Source organism: Paenibacillus sp. J31P13 (genome assembly GCF_056269295.1).
Window position 1 is genome coordinate 229,323 of record NZ_JBWDNR010000008.1, and the last position, 18,724, is coordinate 248,046.

Annotated in this window: 15 protein-coding genes; 9 read left to right on the forward strand and 6 right to left on the reverse strand. The window is 44.3% G+C overall.

All coding sequences use genetic code 11. From position 1 onward, the window contains the following. Positions 1 to 13: 13 nt before the first annotated feature. A complete protein-coding gene (locus AC0YOD_RS23295) occupies positions 14 to 1,222 on the reverse strand; it encodes an AGE family epimerase/isomerase (RefSeq protein ID WP_475801723.1) in 1,209 nt (402 codons plus the stop codon). Continuing rightward, entirely contained in the window at positions 1,219 to 2,193 is a 975-nt protein-coding gene (locus AC0YOD_RS23300) for a glycoside hydrolase family 113 (RefSeq protein WP_475801724.1), read from the reverse strand. The genes AC0YOD_RS23295 and AC0YOD_RS23300 overlap by 4 nt, the downstream gene beginning before the upstream one ends. A gap of 314 nt (positions 2,194 to 2,507) precedes the next feature. Between AC0YOD_RS23300 and AC0YOD_RS23305 the strand changes: the two genes are divergently transcribed. The 6 genes from AC0YOD_RS23305 to lacZ all read left to right on the forward strand — a co-directional run bounded on the left by AC0YOD_RS23305 (position 2,508) and on the right by lacZ (position 11,678). After that, a complete protein-coding gene (locus AC0YOD_RS23305; RefSeq protein ID WP_475801725.1) occupies positions 2,508 to 3,821 on the forward strand; it encodes an ABC transporter substrate-binding protein in 1,314 nt (437 codons plus the stop codon). Positions 3,822 to 3,911: 90 nt separating this feature from the next. After that, positions 3,912 to 4,805 carry a carbohydrate ABC transporter permease gene (locus tag AC0YOD_RS23310; protein WP_475801726.1) on the forward strand — a complete coding sequence of 298 codons (894 nt, stop codon included), beginning with the start codon at positions 3,912 to 3,914 and terminating at the stop codon, positions 4,803 to 4,805. After that, the gene (locus AC0YOD_RS23315; protein ID WP_475801727.1) at positions 4,805 to 5,635 is read left to right on the forward strand and encodes a carbohydrate ABC transporter permease; all 831 of its coding nucleotides are present in this window, start codon (positions 4,805 to 4,807) and stop codon (positions 5,633 to 5,635) included. Before AC0YOD_RS23310 ends, AC0YOD_RS23315 begins: the two co-directional genes overlap by 1 nt. A gap of 73 nt (positions 5,636 to 5,708) precedes the next feature. Continuing rightward, positions 5,709 to 6,485 carry a response regulator transcription factor gene (locus tag AC0YOD_RS23320; RefSeq protein ID WP_475801728.1) on the forward strand — a complete coding sequence of 259 codons (777 nt, stop codon included), beginning with the start codon at positions 5,709 to 5,711 and terminating at the stop codon, positions 6,483 to 6,485. A gap of 51 nt (positions 6,486 to 6,536) precedes the next feature. Further along, complete coding sequence (locus AC0YOD_RS23325; protein WP_475801729.1) at positions 6,537 to 8,342, forward strand: ABC transporter ATP-binding protein; 1,806 nt, start codon at positions 6,537 to 6,539, stop codon at positions 8,340 to 8,342. 228 nt (positions 8,343 to 8,570) lie between these two features. Next, positions 8,571 to 11,678, forward strand: a complete 3,108-nt coding sequence (lacZ, locus tag AC0YOD_RS23330; protein WP_475801730.1) for a beta-galactosidase, LacZ type — start codon at positions 8,571 to 8,573, stop codon at positions 11,676 to 11,678. A 48-nt stretch (positions 11,679 to 11,726) separates the two neighbouring features. Here lacZ and AC0YOD_RS23335 read toward each other — a convergent pair whose 3' ends face one another. The 4 genes from AC0YOD_RS23335 to AC0YOD_RS23350 all read right to left on the reverse strand — a co-directional run bounded on the left by AC0YOD_RS23335 (position 11,727) and on the right by AC0YOD_RS23350 (position 14,618). Continuing rightward, the gene (locus AC0YOD_RS23335; protein ID WP_475801731.1) at positions 11,727 to 12,416 is read right to left on the reverse strand and encodes an AIM24 family protein; all 690 of its coding nucleotides are present in this window, start codon (positions 12,414 to 12,416) and stop codon (positions 11,727 to 11,729) included. Continuing rightward, positions 12,413 to 12,877 carry an OmpH/Skp family outer membrane protein gene (locus AC0YOD_RS23340; RefSeq protein WP_475801732.1) on the reverse strand — a complete coding sequence of 155 codons (465 nt, stop codon included), beginning with the start codon at positions 12,875 to 12,877 and terminating at the stop codon, positions 12,413 to 12,415. Before AC0YOD_RS23340 ends, AC0YOD_RS23335 begins: the two co-directional genes overlap by 4 nt. A 248-nt stretch (positions 12,878 to 13,125) precedes the next feature. Then, positions 13,126 to 14,124: an aldose epimerase family protein gene (locus AC0YOD_RS23345; protein ID WP_475801733.1), complete on the reverse strand. Its 999-nt coding sequence runs from the start codon at positions 14,122 to 14,124 to the stop codon at positions 13,126 to 13,128. A 131-nt stretch (positions 14,125 to 14,255) separates the two neighbouring features. Next, a complete protein-coding gene (locus tag AC0YOD_RS23350; protein ID WP_475801734.1) occupies positions 14,256 to 14,618 on the reverse strand; it encodes a LytTR family transcriptional regulator DNA-binding domain-containing protein in 363 nt (120 codons plus the stop codon). Positions 14,619 to 14,782: 164 nt separating this feature from the next. On the opposite strand from AC0YOD_RS23350, the gene AC0YOD_RS23355 reads away from it, so the two are divergent. The 3 genes from AC0YOD_RS23355 (at position 14,783) to AC0YOD_RS23365 (ending at position 18,689) form a co-directional block, all read left to right on the forward strand. Then, the gene (locus AC0YOD_RS23355; RefSeq protein ID WP_475801735.1) at positions 14,783 to 15,907 is read left to right on the forward strand and encodes a lactonase family protein; all 1,125 of its coding nucleotides are present in this window, start codon (positions 14,783 to 14,785) and stop codon (positions 15,905 to 15,907) included. A 36-nt stretch (positions 15,908 to 15,943) separates the two neighbouring features. After that, positions 15,944 to 17,173 (forward strand): MFS transporter, encoded by a 1,230-nt coding sequence (locus AC0YOD_RS23360; RefSeq protein ID WP_475801736.1) that lies wholly within the window; start codon positions 15,944 to 15,946, stop codon positions 17,171 to 17,173. Between the two features lie 67 nt (positions 17,174 to 17,240). Continuing rightward, the gene (locus AC0YOD_RS23365; protein WP_475801737.1) at positions 17,241 to 18,689 is read left to right on the forward strand and encodes a DUF2087 domain-containing protein; all 1,449 of its coding nucleotides are present in this window, start codon (positions 17,241 to 17,243) and stop codon (positions 18,687 to 18,689) included. Positions 18,690 to 18,724: the final 35 nt, after the last annotated feature.

Sequence of the window (18,724 nt, forward strand, 5' to 3'; positions counted from 1 at the left end):
TTAGTAACCTCCATTAATGTGTTGTTGTGCTTTCTAGGCGCTCAAGCATTTCGAAGCAAGTGCGTCCATTATGATAAGGACATTTCCATGGGCTGACCTTCTCCATGTTTTCGCTAGGCGAACCATCTCGCTTTACGCTCCAAAGCCATTCGCCATGCTCCTTGTCAACGATGAAATCCTCTATAAATGCCCATGACCGAACCGCCGCTTCGCGGTATTTCTCTTCACCTGTCATTTGATAAGCGTTGTAAAATCCTACAACGGCCTCTGCTTGCGGCCACCAGTCTTTATCGGTATCAATGAGACCCTGTGGTCCTCCTTCATTAAGCAAACCGCCATCCTCATCAACGCCCTCGTTATAGGTTGCTTCAGCCATACGAATGGCCATTGCTTTCGCTTCCTCCAGTAACGCATGATCACCTAATACCTCCGCAGCTTCAACAAGCAGCCAGCTTCCTTCGATGTCATGACCGTATGAAATATGCTCCGACCGGCCATTCCACTTGTCGTCGAAGAAGAGAATGAAATGAGCGTTCTCAGCATTCACGATATGCTGGATTGTAATTTCAATAAGCTCTTTCAGCTTTGCGTGAAGCTCATCCGATTTCCATACGCGATATAAGTTCGTATAGCCCTCCATGACGTGAAGATGCGTATTCATGGACTTTTTCTCATTCAAGTCCTTTTCGCTCAAGCTGTTATCATTCGTTTCCTGCCATTCACGTGTTAGTGCTTCGAAGTAACCCTTATACTCCTTATCGTAGCTGTAACGCTCAAGTGTATGGAACAATTGGATGGCTTGGTGAAGGGCAGCTTCGTTTCCGGTTGCACGATGATATTCAGAGAAAGCATAAATAGCGAAGGCTTGACCATAAACCTGCTTCTTCGTTTCTAATGGATTGCCCGCTGCATCGACCATCCAATATAAGCCGCCGAATTCATTGTCGATAAAATGTTTATTGATATAGGCGTAAGCGCGTTCTGCCATGTTTAGATATTGCTCATCACCATAGATGCGGTAAGCAGAAGCAAATGTCCATAGAATCCGAGTGTTGAGTACTAAGCTTTTGCCTGCATCAGCATGAACGGTTAGGTCTTTGCTTATAAATCCGTAAAACCCGCCATTATCCTTGTCGATTGTATGCTTCATCCAAAAATCGAGAATGTTAGATTTCAGCTCTTGCTGGATGCTGCTAAACCATTGCTGATCACTGGCATTCATTTACACGCACTCTCCTTCTTGCTAAGCCCTGTTTTCGAAAAATAATAATCACGAACGGTTTGTTCCGCTTGCTTGCCATACATGCAGTAATCATCGTTAGCAGCTGCTTCACTTTCCTCATATAACCGAGCGGGCCAATCCCATAGCATAAACCCGCCTACCCAATCCCGCTTTTCCGACTGTGCAAACATCTCTTCATAAAAGAGCCGTTGAACCTCTTCGCTTGGAGCGCCTGGCAATCCCCAATCATTCGGTAAATATTGAGAGCCTTCACGGCTTGGGCAGCCAGCCTCCATGAAGAAGAAGGGCTTGTTGTGCTTAGCAACGACCTTCTGAATTCGATCGAGCTGTTCCTCCCATTTATCGATAGGGTAGTAGCCGCTTGAGGAGATGATATCGACAGCATCCCACCAATTAACGTTATCCTCTTGATATTTATCGCAATTGTAAGTGATTTTGCCAGAGTAAACCTTCCGAACTTCAGCGATTAATTGCCTCCATTCCCTTTCGCGACGATCGGTTTGAACCATCTCACAGCCTATGCAAAGCATCTCACAGCCTGTTTCCTCAGCAATGCGGGCGTAGTGCAAAATAAATGCCGTATAGGATGCGAACCAGTCTGACCATTTTGGCTCGCAAGGAACGTCTACATCGAAGAAATTGATATGAGCGCGCCATGTACCATCCGTACAATTAACGACTGGTTTTAAGCAAACAAGGAGGTTAAGCTCCTTGGCTTTGCGAATAGCAAAGCGGACTTCATCATCCGTTACCGTAGGTTGTTCCCAAAATTTGATTTCTGTTGCTTGCGGATGATCCTGTATTGCACCCAATGTAATCGCAGTCCAGTTCACGCTTAATCGCTCTGACATAAGGGACATGGAACGCTCAGCCTGAGCCCCCGTCCACGTTCCGCGCACACCTGTCCAGCCCCATGTCATGCCGGCAATATAGGCTTCCTTGCTTGTCATTTGAGTCGCCTCGCTTTATAAATATATTTTTGTTATTACTAAAATTACGTTTTGTTATATAACAAGTAAACCCCATTTTATTTCTGTTTGCAATAAGTTTCTTTAAATTGCAGGTCTGCAGCTAATTGCTTCATTATATAGCTCCAAACAACTATCGGTTTAATAGGAAAATGCATAATAACAGTAATGATAGCGTTTTCTAAAAATGTCATTTGAAGACTATAAATAATATTTTAAACCATTTTAGAACGTTCTTTTATCGGTTATGATCGAAATGTAAGCGGAATCAAAAATTGTTAAGGGGGAAGAAAAGTATGAAAAAGACTTTATCGTTAGCTCTCGTATCTATTATTATGCTAACAACTTTAGCTGCCTGCGGCGGCAACAACACGAATAACACTCCAGCAACTAACAAGCCTGCAGCAACCAACACGGCAACAGATAAACCAGATGAAACGGTTAAGGAAGAGGACTCCAAGATTACGGGTAAAGTTGTATTTCTGACTAACCGTACGGACATGATCGACAAACAATATGTTGATTATGAAAAACGGTTTGAAGAAAAGTACCCAGGTGTAGATCTAACTTTCGAAGCCATTACTGACTATGACAAAACGTTGAAGGTACGGATGGCTTCCGGTGAATTCCCAGATGTTGTATTCACGCCAACGATACCAAATGCTGAATTGCCAAACTATTTCGCTCCACTAGATGATATTAAATTCTCCGATGAGCTTTACTTCAAAGACCTGAAAGCTGACGGAGGCAATATGTACGGTATTTCTTCTGGTGGATCTACTGTCGGTATCGTATATAACAAAAAAGCGTTCGAAAAAGCAGGCATTACTGCAGTTCCGAAAACCTATGATGAATTTCTTGCTGCATCGCAAAAGCTGAAGGACGCGGGCATTGTGCCGCTGGCCTCCAACTTCAAGGACAAATGGCCGCTTGATGTTTGGGTATATGATATCCCGACAATCATTGGCGAGGAGCCAGCTCACCAAAATCTACGTGCTGAATCAGAAACGCCATATACACTTGATAATGCTTATGGTAAATCATGGAACATTCTTCGTGAGATGTATACCAAAGGCTTCCTAGAGGCTGACGTTAACTCTACGAACTGGGAACAATCGAAGAAAGATATAGCAACGGGCAAGTTCGGTATGTACCTGCTTGGCAACTGGGTTATTAACCAAGTCATTGAAAATGGTGCTCCAGCTGAGGATGTTGGCTTCTTCCCATTCCCTGCTGACAACAGCGGCGTATCGAAAGCTCCACTTAACCCTGACTTTTTCTATGCAGTTAACAAAAACGGAAACGTAGAAGCGGCTAAAGCTTTTGTTCAGTGGATGATTGAAGAATCAGGCTATGAGGATTTCGCAGGTTTTATCCCAACTTTGAAATCCAAACAACCTAAGCTTGCACAGCTTGCAGAATTTAATGGCTTCAATGTGAAATTCTTTGAGCCTGCACAACCGGTAGATGCTGCAACTCAAATTCAAAACAAAGCACAGCTTGATCAAGCAGCTGTCGTACAAGAATTTGTATTGTCGAAGGATCCGCAAAAAGTATTGGATAAAGTAAACAAAGCCTGGGCAAAAGCGAAAAAAGATCTAGGTCTGTAGCAATTGTACGCAGGGTGGATGACCTCTAAATCGGTCGTCCATCCTGTACTTTCAGAATAAAGAAAGACGCAGGAAGGAAGGGGTTGTCTCATGTTCAGCAGGCTGCCTTTTAAAACGCAGAAAAATTATGTTGTCATTGGTTTTGTTGCATTGCCGCTTTTGTTGCTTCTGACATTTGCTTATTATCCGGCCCTTGAGCTTGTACGTCTGAGCTTCACAAGCTGGGACGGACTAAGTCCTAACAAACCATGGATTGGCTGGTCTAATTATAAAGAAGTATTTTCTAATCCGGATATTTTTGGCGTCTTCAAACATAACTTTGCCTATTTCGCTGTGGGAATTGTACAAAACATGGCTGCGATTTATTTCGCTGTTGTGCTTAACAGCAAGCTGAAGGGAAAGAAATTTTTCCGCTTGCTGATGTTTCTCCCGTACATCCTAAACGGTGTTGCTGTAGCATACTTATTCGGTTACGTATTCGATACAACGAACGGATCATTGAACTTTTTGCTAGGTGAGCTTGGCTTCGATGCCTTGTCAAAAACAAGCTGGCTAGGAAATGGATCCTTTGTAAACTATACGCTTGCTTCCATTGGTTTCTGGCGCTTTATGGGCTTTAATATGGTCATTTACTTAGCTGCGCTTCAATCGATTCCAAGTGATATTTACGAGGCTGCCTCGATTGATGGCGCAAATGGCTGGCAAAAGTTTATCAGCATCACACTGCCGAACATTTATAAAATTATCGAGCTCAATTTATTTTTAACGGTTACGGGAGCGTTGGAGGTTTTCGATCTGCCTTATGTTCTTACCAAGGGTGGACCAGCGGGCTCTAGTGAAACCTTTGTTATGAAAATTGTCGAGACAGCTTTCCAGTTTAACAATTATGGTTTGGCATCCGCGATGAGCGTCGTCTTGTTAATCTTCGTCGTAGTCGTATTATCGATTCAACGCTTCTTGTTGAACGGAAGGGGGGAGAAATAATGGAAAAGGCTAATAGAATGTGGGACTCCTTCAAATATCTAACCCTTGTCTTAGCCGCATTTGCGATTTTATTTCCTCCTTATATCATTATCGTCAATGCCTTCAAAACAAGAGATGAATTTAATACCAAATCGACAATCTCCTTGCCGGACAGCTTTCTGCATCTAAAAAACTTTGCCCAGGCATTTAAGCAAGCGGATATGGTAACAGCCTTTGGCAATACGTTATTTATTATCGCGATTACGCTTATATTGAACATATTGATTGGTTCAGCCTTCTGTTATGCGGTCGGGCGCTTCGACTTCAAATTCAAAGGCGCGCTTGTTGGATTGTTTCTCTTCGCAACCATCATCCCGGCTATTACAACGCAAGTTGTCAATTACAAGACCATACAAGCGCTTGGCCTAACGAATAACCTTTTTGGTCCGATACTGATCTATGTAGGCGCGGATATTTTGCAAATTTATATTTATCTTCAATTTATTCGAAATATTCCTTATGAACTAGACGAGAGCGCCATGCTTGAAGGAGCTTCATTAGTTAAGATTTTCCGCACCATTATTTTCCCGCTGCTTGCTCCGGCTACAGCGACTATCGTTATTTTGAAGACAATCAGCATCTACAATGATATGTTCATCCCATTATTGTATTTACCGAGGGCAGAGCATGTTGTCATCTCCACATCACTCATGCGATTCTTCGGAGTTAATAGCGGGGATTGGCAGCTGATATCATCTGCGATTCTCATTATAATGATTCCAACGGCAATCATGTATTTATTGCTGCAAAAATATATTTTCGCAGGGGTTACAAGCGGCGCGGTGAAATAATCCGTCCGCTTTCTTTTTTTGTTGCTGAGGCTCCTATTTTAGTGCAAACTTAAGGATGGATCTGCCAAAGGAGATGAACACATTGAATATCATCATCGCAGACGACGAAGAATTTATTAGGCGCGGCCTTCAGAAAATATTGACAGAGATGGATTTGGGGATTACGATAATAGGCTCGTACAGCAATGGAATGGATGCTTGGACGCATATTTCGAAGCTGGGTGAAGGCGAGTTGGATGTATTGATTTCCGATATCAAAATGCCCATGATGGATGGGCTTAAGCTCATTGAGCATATACGTGATAAATCAATTGCAACGATCGTGCTTAGCGGCTTTAGTGAGTTTGAATATGCACGCAAGGCACTTCGTTTTGGCGTGCGGGATTATTTGTTGAAGCCGATTGATAAAACAAATTTATATGATCTGTTGACACGGCTGAAGCAAGAGAAGCACGAGAAGCAGGAACGAAGCGAGAAGAAGTCAGATAGCAGGATAGGAGAGACAGAAGGCATTACAAAAGAGAAGGAGCATTATGTCATCGAGCAGATGAAGAACATTTTGGAGCAGGAATATGATAAAAACTTCGAAATGGAGCGCATGGCTGATACGGTAGGCATGAGTGCGAATTATTTAAGTCGTCTTTTTAAACAAGAGACAGGAATGACCTTAACGGACTATCTCATTGATATTCGCATTGAGAAGGCGAAGCTGTATTTGACTGACCATCCTAATTTGAAAAATTATGAAATATCGCAGCTGGTCGGTTATAGTGATCCGGTTTATTTCAATAAGCTTTTCAAAAAGATGGTCGGCGAGACGCCGAAGGACTATAAGGGGAAATATCGTTAGACGAGGATAGATACAAACAGCCGTTTATTGGAGCAGAAGGATGGAGACAACATGGCAGGCAAAGCTGCAGGCATTAAGCTAGGTGGATCGAAAGGATTGGCAAAGACATTTGAGAACGCGGCATTAGCAGAAGAAAGCAGTCCTTTAAAATTTTTATTATCGCTTTACAAAGGTAATTTCACAAACTTATTTATATCCTTATTTTTTCTATTAATTAAGAGTGCGCCTGTGTACGTTTTACCAATTGTAACAGCCAATATTATTAATATTGCAACAAATCCGTCAAAGTATCCCATTAGTGGCATATGGATTAATTTTTTCGTCATACTGATCGTGATTTTGCAAAATATACCGACGCATGCGGCATATATTTCATTTCTCAGCCGTGCGGTCAGATATGTGGAAGCAGGGCTTCGGAGTGCGCTCGTGCGCAAGCTTCAGCAGCTGTCGATCAATTCCCATCGCGAGCTTCCGGCAGGGAAGCTGCAATCCAAGGTGCTGCGTGATGTAGAAGCGGTTGAGATGATGTCGAAGCAGTTCATGCTGGCATTGGCACCAGCCGTTGTGAACATCATCGTATCATTTATTATTACGCTCAATAGCAGCTGGACGGTATCACTATTCTTCTTGCTGACGATTCCGATGTCGATTTCAATCGTTACGATTTTCCGCCGGAAAATCCGCAAGTCGAATAAGGAGTTCCGCAAGGAGATTGAGCAGATGTCCTCACGAGTGTCGGAAATGGTGGAGATGATTCCCATTACGCGCGCTCACGGTCTCGAGAAGGTGGAAATTGCAAAGATTGATTCAACGCTGCAAAATATTCAAGGAAAAGGCTACAAGCTGGATCTGGTTGAAGCTTATTTTGGCTCAACGAACTGGGTTACATTTCAAATTTTTCAGGTGCTATGCTTAATCTTCACTTCCTATTTGGCCTACAATGGTGAAATACAAGTCGGCGATGTCGTTATGTATCAAGGATTTTTCGCCATGATATTAGCATCAGTCACAGGTCTCATTAACATTTATCCGCAGATCGCGAAGGGCTTAGAGTCCATCTATTCCATTAAAGAAATTCTTGTATCGACAGATATTGAAAATAATAGCGGTAAAACAAAGCTGGAGGAAGTACGCGGAGAGTTTTCGTTTCAAGGCGTGGAACTCATGTATCCGGATAGCGAGTATCATGTTCTAGAGGATGTTACGCTGGACGTGAAAGCAGGCGAGTGTATCGCATTTGTTGGTGCTTCCGGAGCCGGGAAATCCACCGTGCTTAATTTGGTCATCGGTTTCCTGCAGCCGACAGGCGGCAAGGTGTTGATGGATGGCAAGAATTTGGCAGACATTGATCTTCGCAGTTATCGCAAGCATTTGGCTGTTGTGCCACAGACGAATATTTTGTTCTCGGGTACGATTCGTGACAATATTACATACGGACTGCGTGAAATTAGCGAGGAGCAGGTTAAACGGGTTGTGGAAATGGCTAATCTCGCTGATTTCATTGATCAGTTGCCTAATGGATTGGACACGATGGTAGGCGAGCATGGCGGCAAGCTGTCTGGCGGACAACGTCAGCGTATCGCAATCGCACGGGCGCTCATTCGAGAGCCGAAAATTATTATTTTGGATGAAGCGACCTCTGCACTCGATAATGAGTCGGAATTTCATGTGCAGAAGGCGATGCAGGAGCTCATTAAGGGGAGAACGACATTTATTGTCGCTCATCGATTATCGACAATTCGTGATGCCGATCGTATCGTTGTGATGAAGATGGGGCGTATCGTGGAAGTAGGAACGTTCGATGAGCTTATGAGCAGCAAGGGAGAGTTTTATAACCTCAAGCAACTGCAGCTTTAAGCAAAATGAAAACCCAATAAAGGTATTGCGCCTATAGTTTACAATGCTGCTAAGAAATCGATCCTTTCGATTCTCTGGCGGCTTTTTTTGCTTAGGAAGCTGGAGAGAGAATGGATGAGTTTCATATTTTTATATAAAGACTTGAAAATTGTCTGATTAAAAAGATTGTAAGATTGATTTATAATGTGAATATACTTTAATGCTACTAATGAAGAGGTGCTTATGATTATGCGAAAAAAACTCATATATACGCCGCCGGTTAACGGCTACCCAGAGTGGAACAACAATCCTGAAATTTTTCAATTAAATCGAATGGAAGCGCATGCATCGCTTATGCCTTACAATACGCTGGAGGTAGCTTGGGAAGGGCAGCACAGCAGCTCGCCAAACTATCTCCTTCTGAACGGGCAATGGAAGTTTGCATTCGCTCCCAATGCTGATTCTCGTATAGCAAATTTCTATGAATCCGATTATGACTATAGCGGATGGGATGAGATTGCGGTGCCTGCGCACTGGCAGCTGCAAGGCTATGATTATCCGCAGTATACAAATGTAGTCTATCCATGGGTTGGAAAAGAGGATCTCAAGCCGCCTTTTGCGCCAACTGCTTATAATCCTGTCGGTTCCTATGCGCGCAGCTTTACATTGCCTGCGGATTGGGCTGGAAAGCCTGTCTTTATTAGCTTTCAAGGCGTAGAATCGGCTTTTTATATTTGGCTTAATGGAGAGCTTGTAGGCTTTAGTCAGGACACCTTTACCCCATCTGAATTTGATCTTACGCCATACCTCATTGAGGGAGAGAATAAGCTTGCAGTAGAGGTCTATCGTTGGTCAGATGCGAGCTGGCTCGAAGATCAGGATTTTTGGCGGATGAGCGGTATATTCCGTGATGTTTATTTGTACACGACACCTGAAGCGCATATTTATGATTACTTTGTGAAAACAGAGCTTGATGACGAATATTGCGATGCTGCGTTTATTGTAGATGCGAAATTAATAAATTACTTTGGCAATAAGCTTGGCCAAATAACGATTGAGGCTTCCCTTTATGATGGGAAACGCAGCGCGGTATTTGAGGCTCCTTTGTCGTTAACGACAAATGTCGAGGGTGAAGGCTTTACCTCTGTATCACTTCGCGGAACAGTTGCAAATCCTCTCAAATGGAGCGCGGAGCAGCCGAATTTGTATACACTGATTCTGAGCTTGAAGGATGAATCAGGCAGGCTGCTTGAAGCAATAAGCTCTAAGGTGGGCTTCCGCAAGTTCGAGATTAAGGACGGACTGATGCAAATAAACGGTCGCCGTATTATGTTCAAAGGGGTCAACCGCCACGAGTTCTCATGTGATACGGGACGAGCGATCAGCGAAGCGGATATGCTCCAAGATATTAAGCTTATGAAGCTGTACAATATTAACGCGGTCCGCACATCACATTATCCGAACAATTCGCTTTGGTACAGACTTTGTGATGAATACGGATTATATGTCATTGATGAGACGAATTTAGAGACGCATGGCGCATGGTCCTATGGTCAACAGGAGCTAGGCGATACCGTGCCGGGCAGCCGTCCTGAATGGACCGAGGCTGTGCTTGATCGTTGTAATACGATGTTCCAACGTGACAAAAATCATCCGTCCATCGTGATTTGGTCGCTTGGCAATGAATCATTCGGCGGCGATAACTTTATTAAAATGCATGATTTTCTGCGTGAGGCAGATCCATCCCGTGTCGTCCACTATGAAGGAGCCTTCCACTGGCGTGCTTCGGACGCATCATCGGATATTGAAAGCCATATGTACACAAGCCCGCAGGGTGTTGAACAGTATGCTCGGAGCAATCCGAAGAAGCCGTTTATCCTATGCGAATACAGTCATGCGATGGGTAATTCCTGCGGCGGCTTGCATGTTTATTGGGAAGTCTTTGAGAAATATCCGATATTGCAGGGCGGCTTCATCTGGGATTGGATTGATCAATCCATTCGTATTACGGATGAAGACGGCGTAGAGAAAATGATGTATGGCGGCGACTTCGGAGATTCGCCGAATGACGGCAACTTCTGCGGCAATGGAATTATTTTCGCGGATCGTACGGTTTCTCCTAAGCTGCAAGAGGTTAAGAAGGTTTATCAGAATGCGAAGTTTGAAGCAGTAGATTTGGCTGCTGGTGAAGTAAAGGTGACGAATCGCCATTTGTTCAGCTCACTCGATCAGTTTACATTTGCTTGGGGGGTTGCGGTTAATGGCGTAATCGTTCAAAGCGGCACGGTACATGCAGGAACGGCACCAGAAACGGAAGAGACCGTAACGATTCCATACACGTTGCCTCAGCTTTCAAGCCATGGGGATGAAGCGGTGTTAACCGTTCAGCTTCTATTGAAAGAAAATAATGTTTGGGCTGAAGCGGGGCATGAGATTGCATTTGAACAATTTATACTGCCAGCATCGGTTGCTGCTGTCGTAGAACGTGCGGGGGTGAAGCCTGCGATTGAGGTAGAGGAAACAAGGGATGCTATCGCTGTTACGGGTCAGTCTTTCACAGCTAAATTCGACAAACGAAATGGCGGTTTAGCTTCCTATGCATGGAAGGGAACTGAGCTGCTATCGCATGAGCTGGCTCCGAATTTCTGGCGTGCATATACGGATAATGATCGTGGCAATAAACAGCATGAGCGCTGCGCGACTTGGCGCGAAGCAGGAGCAGAACGCGTACTGCGGAGCATTAGCTATGAAGTTGAAGCTAGCTCACTGACCGTTCAAACGAGCTATAGCTTGCCTACTACCTCGGAGTCCTTGCTTTCTATCCTTTACAAGGTAAGCGGAGACGGCGAGATCAGCGTTTTCGAGCAGCTTCAGCCAGGAGCAGGGCTTCCGGAAATTCCTGAGGTGGGTATTCTCTTCCACATGCCTGCTCAATTCGATGAAGTGAGCTGGTACGGTAAAGGACCAGATGAAACGTACTTCGATCGCCAAACGGGCGGCAAGCTCGGTATATATTCGGGTAAGGTGCAAGATCAAATGGTTCCGTACATTCGTCCGCAGGAATGCGGCAACAAGATGGATGTTCGTCATGCAGAAGTAAGAAATGCACAGGGGCAAGGGCTAGTATTGAAGGGTTCTCCTTATTTTGAGCTAAATGTACTTCCTTATACACCATTTGAATTGGAAGCTCATGATCATATTCATAAGCTGCCAGTTAGTGATAAGACGGTTGTACGTGTCAATCATAAACAGATGGGTGTAGGCGGACATGACAGCTGGGGGCAGCGCCCCGAGAAGGAGCATATGCTGTTCGCAAACCGCGTTTATTCGCATAGCTTCTCATTCCAAGGTATTTAATATAGAAGAGGCTGAGCATCGTCCCATGACGATAGCTCAGCCTCTCTTTTATTTAATATAAATGCCGCCAAAAGGCAGCACTTCACGCAAAATCCGTTTAATAAAGCCGCCGTTTTGCAGCTGCTCTTCAAGCTCGGCATCACGAGAGCCTGTCTGAATGAGAACAGGACCGCTGCCCCGAATCTCCCACTGCACATTCATATGCTGGCTGGCAAGCTTGTTTCCGTAGACAGAAAGCTGAATATTTGCATTTGCAGGATAGGCGATAAGAGCGCCAGTCTCTACATAAAGCGGACGGTTGTACTCCAGTTGTATGGCCTTCATATCGCCAGCTGTTATAATCCCAAGTTTGCCAGGCCCAGTAAAGCGCATCCGAACAAATTCCTTCGTAATCCAAGCGTTCTTCAGCTTCTGAACAACAGACTTCAGCTTCATGCCGTCTGAGAAAAAAATGACATGGCGAAAATCAAAAAGCAGATCGCTTTTCTCATTGATTTCTATCGTTTCTAGCGAACAACCCGCTGGCAGGCCAAGGATGAATTGGGAAGGGCCGGTGAGGAGGGAGCGAATCCATCTCTTCTTGCGATAGATGCCGGCAAAATCCATAAAGCGATCCTCTCGGTTTTGCGGTTCGCCTTGATAGGCGATAATCGATTTGGGATGCAGCACATGCAGCTTGTCTTCTTTCTCGAGCTTGATGTGAACATGCCCAATCTGGACGGGAACATCTATATTCATCCGCTAATCCCTCTTCTGCCCGATCTGGTTTGTTTCCGCCATACAAGATAGCGCCAAACACGAATGGAAACGATATAGGAGACAAACAGTATCGCGATAATAATAACCGTATTTATAAGCTTGTTTATAAAAGATTTCTTATCATTCTTTGCTTGCTCAACTTGTGCTTGCAAATTAGCGTTCTCTTGCATGAGCTGCTCGTTTTGCTTCATGAGCTCTTCTTGCTTTCTCGCTGCTTCTTCTGCCGCGAGAATAGATTCCTTAAGCTGTTGCTGCTGCTCTACAAGTTCAGCTTTCGCATCTAAGTATTGGCTCTCAAGCTCACTGATTTTCTCAGGTGTATTGTAAATGTCTTTAATCCGATCAAAAAAGCCTGCGTGGGCTGTTGGGGATGGAGTTGCCACAAAAATGATGGATAAGAAGCATACAAGTACGATTGCTTTCATAAATGGCTGTCGCATTATATTCTCCCTTCAATTCTCGACATAAGAGGGGTAATGCTTACATTTTACAGCCTTTCCCGACAATAGTCACCCTTGTCCTGAATTTGGCTGATTTTTTTGTGATTTGAAGCAGTATCTGATCCCCTCGTAAACTCAGACCAATGAAAGTGGCTTAATGTTGCAAAAAAGCATGAAAAAAGGAGCATCACCTATGGGCGGATGCTCCTTTTCACTATAACGCGGGATGCGGAATCGGTTATTTGGCTCTATTTTCTAACATATAAGCGGCTTGTTTCTTCCCAAATACCGCCTGGCTCCAACGAAACAAGCCCGATTTGCTCTGCAGGCAAATCGACATTTGGCGCGTTGACCAAGTTAAGCTGCGGCTCAGGGCAGAAGAAGCCCGGTGTTGCATTGTTGTTCCAAATCATCCACTGCTTATAAGCTGTACCCACGTCGTAGACTAACGTTACGCCATTACGATTATCGGTAAGAACCATAGCATTGCGACCATTTTGCGGCTCAGTTGTGTAGTGATTGTCCATGGCGCCCCAGATAGGAGAGAGGCCTGTCGTCTTCATGGCTTCCTCTTCAGCGCTAAGCGGTTGATAGTTGCCTGTAGGCAGCATCCGTTCGTTTAGCTCCCAGCGCTTGCCGGTTGTGAGTGTGAAGCGGTAGTCATCCACTGTGCTGTTAGGTGCGAACGGTGCATTGATTGCTGTGTGGAAAGCGATCAAGCATGGCATTGCATCCGTGCCTTCATTGTGTACGGACACATGCTGCAAGAGACCTGCATCACTCAGTGAGTAGCGAAGCTTGATCGTGAAGCGGTGCGGTAAGTATGTATAGATAGGATGAGCTTCATCGATTGATATTTTAAGTGAAACGTAGCTTTCTGTTTTGTTAGTGCCGAAATCCTCTACGTCCCAAGGGGCAGTATGGAAAAAACCATGCAAATGATTGCCGGTCTTCTCTTCGTTAACAGGGAATGTATAAGTTCTGCCATTCCAAGTAAAGGTTCCGTCCTCGTAACGGTTAGGAGGGAAAAGCACCGGAATGCCGTGAATACCTGGATTAGCACGGAAGTCATTCATATCTTCCGCTGCGGGCTCACGCAAAAATGTATAATGGTTTTCTTTATCTCGGAATGCGATAAGATTAGCTCCTACTTTTGGCAAAACTGCCGCTTCGTAAGGGCCCCATTGCAGCCATACGGCCTGTTCATCATGAAAGTTTTGTTCGTATGCTTGTCCTTGCGTAGTCATGATCGTCCTCCTAAAAATGTTATAAAGAAAATCTTGTAAATTGTCTATTCAACCTAAGAATAGCAGGACAGAACCAAACAAACAACCGCCCTGCTCCCGCATTATGCGGAAATAGGGCGGTTGCTTTCAGCTTAAGTTGTTATGCGCAAATCCTTGTTGGACGAGCGTTGCGAGAAAAGCTGCTGAATAACAAATTGCTTCCGGCGATTTACTGTCACTTGCTTCGATTCCGAGATATCTGATCCGAAATAAATGGTTCCGTCAGCAATCGCTTTGATTTTGCCGATGTTAATGTAGCAGTTAGAGCTTATTTGATAAAAGTTTTTTTCATTCGTAAGCTGTCGCAGCTGTTCAACCGTCATTCTTTTCTTTATATTATAGTTTCTGCCATGGAAGCTTACGAGTTCTTGATTGCCGATTTTGAAATAGAGCACATCGGACTCCAAATCAAAATCTTCATATACATTCCGTTCGCTCAGTACAACATTCACCATCCCAAATACCCCCTTTAGAAATGTGAATCCTGAAATGTTAGCGCTTCCATTGTAACATGTCACAATAGCTTTTGTGAAGTATTTTAAATAAAAATTCATTGTTTGCTGCAGCGGCATATGCTATGTTCACTTTAATACAAAAAAGAGAGAAGGGATTGGAGAAAATGAGTAAGGATAAACGCCCCACATACAGCGGAGTTCTGTACATAGGTTCGTATGGTTCGGAGGAAGATTCAACGATTCATGTTTGCAACTTTAATGGTGAAACAGGTGAAATATCAGTTGTACAGGATGTTAACGGCATAGAGGCTGCTTCATACCTAACGATTCATCCAAATGGTCAACATCTATATGCAGCTAGTGAAACAGAGAAAACAGGAAATGCGAATGGTGGATCTGTTTCAACCTTTCATATTGAGCAAGCAACAGGCTTGCTTGCCAAAACATCGAATCACTCACTTACACTAGGCGCACATCCTTGTTACATCAGCACGGATGATGATGGCAAGGTTTTATTTGCTGCCAACTATACAGGCGGAAATGTAACCATGCTTCCAATCAATGAGCAAGGTGAACTGACCGACGAGGCTTGTATGCAGCAGAACGAGGGAGAGCTTGGTCCGAATGCATCGAGACAGGAGAAGCCTCATGCGCATTGTATTATCCCGATGCCTGATTCACCTTATGTATGTGCGGTTGATTTGGGTATAGATGCGATTGTCATTTATCACTATGATGCAGAGCAGCTTACTTTAACGCCGCATAGCCAGACTGAGGTTATGGGCGGCGCTGGCCCGCGCCATCTGATCTTCCATCCTGAGCTGGACGTCAGTTATGTCATGAATGAGCTGGATTCTACGATAACATTATTAAAGACGGATAAGGATCTGGGCGAATTAACGGTTGGTCAAAACATAACGACGCTGCCGGAAGGCTTTGAAGGCTCTAATTATCCAGCTGACATTCATCTCTCGCCTTCAGGTCTTTATTTGTATAGCTCTAATCGCGGCCATGACAGTATTGTTGTATTTTCAGTGGATCAAGGGAGTGGTGAGCTGTCCCCTATACAGCATATTTCTTCGGGTGGTGAGTTCCCGCGCAATTTTGTCATTAGCCCCGATGGACGTTATTTGCTATCGGCTAATCAGAATACGGGGAATATTGTTGTATTCCATATCGATCAAGAGAGCGGTCTACTAACAAAGACGGATCAAGCTCTGCAATTGAAGAGTCCAGTATGCTTAAAGTTTGGCCAAGGCAATTACATCCGTTTAAAGCTTAGAGGGTAATACGGCTTTACGATTCGAAAGGCAGGTCCTTCTATTATGTCAGCTTCATATTCGACTGTAGAAACGAAGGCTAATGTCATACGGCAGGCCACAGTCTACACTATCTTAGTTGCTATTAGTTCTGTTCATTTAATGAATGATATGATGCAATCGGTCATAACTGCACTGTTTCCCGTGCTTAAGGATTCACTACAGCTCAATTTAAGTCAAATCGGTTGGATCGCATTCACGATGAATATGACTTCATCCGTATTGCAGCCTGTAGTGGGACTCATTTCAGACAAAAGGCCTGCTCCTTGGATGCTTCCGTTTGGCATGCTCTCCAGCATGGTAGGCATGGTCGGGCTTGCTTTTGCGCCGAGCTTTCTTTGGGTGCTGCTCGCAGTAGTATTCATCGGTCTTGGCTCTGCAGTGTTCCATCCTGAGGGCTCGCGTGTTGTGCATTTAGCTGCCGGTAACCGGCGTGCCTTCTCGCAATCGATTTATCAAGTAGGAGGCAACTTCGGGCATATGCTCGGTCCGCTGATGACAATGATCATCTTTATACCGCTTGGTCAAAAGGGCGCTATTTGGGGGACGTTGTTAGCAGCTACAGCTATTATTATTTTATTGAAGGTAGTGCCATGGTATAAAGAGCAGTTAGCGATCCATAAAGGGATGATGCAAAAGAAGAAGGCGGCAGGCCGAGCTAAGGCAGCATTGAGTCCGAAGGTAATTGCCTTTGCGCTAAGTATCTTGTTCGCCATTGTGTTTGCTCGTTCTTGGTATGCAGCTGCTATAGGCAACTTCTATCAGTTTTATGTCGTTGAAACGTACGGCTTGTCTATCAAGCATGCGCAAATTCCATTATTTCTGTTTCTTGCCGCTGGTGTTGCTGGCACCTTCTGTGGAGGCATAATGGCGGACCGTATCGGTCGTAAAAAGATGATGCTCCTCTCCATACTTGGAGCTGCTCCTTTTGCGCTATTGCTTCCGCATTTGCCGCTCTTCTGGGTTTATCCTTTAATTGTTGTGCTTGGTTTCGTTCTGCAATCTGGATTTTCAGTGAGTGTGGTATATGCGCAGGAGCTCATGCCGGGAAAAGTAGGAACGGCGTCGGGTCTAATAACGGGTCTTGCTTTCGGTATGGGCGGTCTTGGCGCAGTGGTGCTTGGTTACTTGGCAGATGCACAATCACTTAGTTTTGTAATGGCAGCATGCAGTGTGCTGCCGTTAATTGGTTTACTAGCGATTCTACTGCCGAAGGATAATAAAGAATCGGTCTAATAATGTTTTTCGTGTTTAAGATAAGCCGCTTGAAGGGAAACCTTTAGGCGGCTTTTTCAATTTTGAAATGAATGTTGATAAAAACCAAACAAAATTATATAATGTCTATAAATTAACCAAACGTAAAAAGGATGTGTTTGTTATTATTGATATAAATGAACGTTTTTGGTCATCTTCCATAAATGAATTGAAACAGGGTTATGTCTATGATGAAGCGAGAGGTGCCTACTATTGTCTTTCCTGTGGTGAAAGCTTCGAGGATGGTGAGGTTTTTCATCATGAGGAGTCAGGCCGCTGGTATGAAGCACGTAAGTATATTGGTTATCATGTGCAGCAAAACCACGGATCCATGTTGGACTTTTTGTTGGCACTCGATAAGAAGGTTACTGGACTAACCGATCTGCAGAAGGAATTGATTCGCGGCTTTGCAGATGATCTGTCAGATAGTGAAATGATGAGTCGTACTGGCGTAGGCAGCGCGTCTACAATCCGCAACCATCGATTCGTGCTGAAGGAGAAAGCGAAGCAGGCGAAGCTGGTACTTGCCATTATGGAACTCATGGAACAAGATGCTGTCGAAGCTCCGCGTTTTGTGCCTGTACACCTTACGGCTACGCAGCTTGATAACCGTTATGCCATCACAGAGGAAGAGTACAGCAGTATTATGAAACAGTATTTTCCGGATGGTCCTGCTGGCCCTCTTGCTTCATTTCCACGTAAGGAAAAACGGAAAATTGCAGTACTGAGGCATATTGCGTCTCAGTTTGAGAGTGGAGTTCGAATGACAGAGAAGGAAGTCAATGAACGGCTTAGCCAGTTTTGGGCGGAGGATTATGTGATGCTGCGTCGTTATTTGATTGAGTACGGGTATTTGGATCGCGAGGATGACGGCAGTGCGTACTGGTTGAAGGAACTGGACATGGACGGAAGCGGGAAGTTGAAACTGAAGGAAGAGAAAGCAGCAGTGAAGACGGAGGTACAGAAGGAAAAGCCTGTGAAAGCTGCAAAAGTAGAAAAAACGAATAAAAAGCGGCTCCAGCAGTCTGAGCTGGAAGAACAGCAAACGAAAAGAAAAGAGGGACAGAAAATGGATAAAGCAAAACGGAAGCAGCTAACGGCTGAATATCAAGAACGCGAGCGGAAAATGGGTGTATTCCAAATCAAAAATAAAATAAATGGTCGCACTTATGTGGGGGGATCTACGAATTTAGATGCGCTTTGGGGCAAGGAACAATTCATTCTGAATATGGATACGCACACAAATCGTGAATTGCAAAAGGATTGGAAGCAATTTGGCGGTACTAATTTTGAGTATCTCATCCTAGAGACCGTTAAATTAGATCAAAAGATTCGCTATGATTACAAAGACGTATTTGATGCCGATGGTCGTCAGCCGGCCGATATGGTTCATCAATACAATAAAAAGGTTGCCGATATGAAGGAACAGTGGTTGGAGAAGCTGCAGCCATATGGAGAGAAGGGCTATCACACTCTCGCAGAAGAGGGAAAAGGATAATCGTCTTATATTCAAAGGCAAGCCTTATAAAGGAG

What these genes read in the sequence shown, in the direction of transcription:
- AC0YOD_RS23345 (WP_475801733.1), bottom strand. Translation starts at nt 14,124, where the DNA reads ATGACTACGCAAGGACAAGCATACGAACAAAACTTTCATGATGAACAG.
- AC0YOD_RS23350 (WP_475801734.1), bottom strand. Translation starts at nt 14,618, where the DNA reads ATGGTGAATGTTGTACTGAGCGAACGGAATGTATATGAAGATTTTGAT.
- AC0YOD_RS23365 (WP_475801737.1), top strand. Translation starts at nt 17,241, where the DNA reads ATGAATGTTGATAAAAACCAAACAAAATTATATAATGTCTATAAATTA.
- lacZ (WP_475801730.1), top strand. Translation starts at nt 8,571, where the DNA reads ATGCGAAAAAAACTCATATATACGCCGCCGGTTAACGGCTACCCAGAG.
- AC0YOD_RS23360 (WP_475801736.1), top strand. Translation starts at nt 15,944, where the DNA reads ATGTCAGCTTCATATTCGACTGTAGAAACGAAGGCTAATGTCATACGG.
- AC0YOD_RS23355 (WP_475801735.1), top strand. Translation starts at nt 14,783, where the DNA reads ATGAGTAAGGATAAACGCCCCACATACAGCGGAGTTCTGTACATAGGT.
- AC0YOD_RS23305 (WP_475801725.1), top strand. Translation starts at nt 2,508, where the DNA reads ATGAAAAAGACTTTATCGTTAGCTCTCGTATCTATTATTATGCTAACA.
- AC0YOD_RS23310 (WP_475801726.1), top strand. Translation starts at nt 3,912, where the DNA reads ATGTTCAGCAGGCTGCCTTTTAAAACGCAGAAAAATTATGTTGTCATT.
- AC0YOD_RS23340 (WP_475801732.1), bottom strand. Translation starts at nt 12,877, where the DNA reads ATGCGACAGCCATTTATGAAAGCAATCGTACTTGTATGCTTCTTATCC.
- AC0YOD_RS23320 (WP_475801728.1), top strand. Translation starts at nt 5,709, where the DNA reads ATGAACACATTGAATATCATCATCGCAGACGACGAAGAATTTATTAGG.
- AC0YOD_RS23295 (WP_475801723.1), bottom strand. Translation starts at nt 1,222, where the DNA reads ATGAATGCCAGTGATCAGCAATGGTTTAGCAGCATCCAGCAAGAGCTG.
- AC0YOD_RS23335 (WP_475801731.1), bottom strand. Translation starts at nt 12,416, where the DNA reads ATGAATATAGATGTTCCCGTCCAGATTGGGCATGTTCACATCAAGCTC.
- AC0YOD_RS23300 (WP_475801724.1), bottom strand. Translation starts at nt 2,193, where the DNA reads ATGACAAGCAAGGAAGCCTATATTGCCGGCATGACATGGGGCTGGACA.
- AC0YOD_RS23315 (WP_475801727.1), top strand. Translation starts at nt 4,805, where the DNA reads ATGGAAAAGGCTAATAGAATGTGGGACTCCTTCAAATATCTAACCCTT.
- AC0YOD_RS23325 (WP_475801729.1), top strand. Translation starts at nt 6,537, where the DNA reads ATGGCAGGCAAAGCTGCAGGCATTAAGCTAGGTGGATCGAAAGGATTG.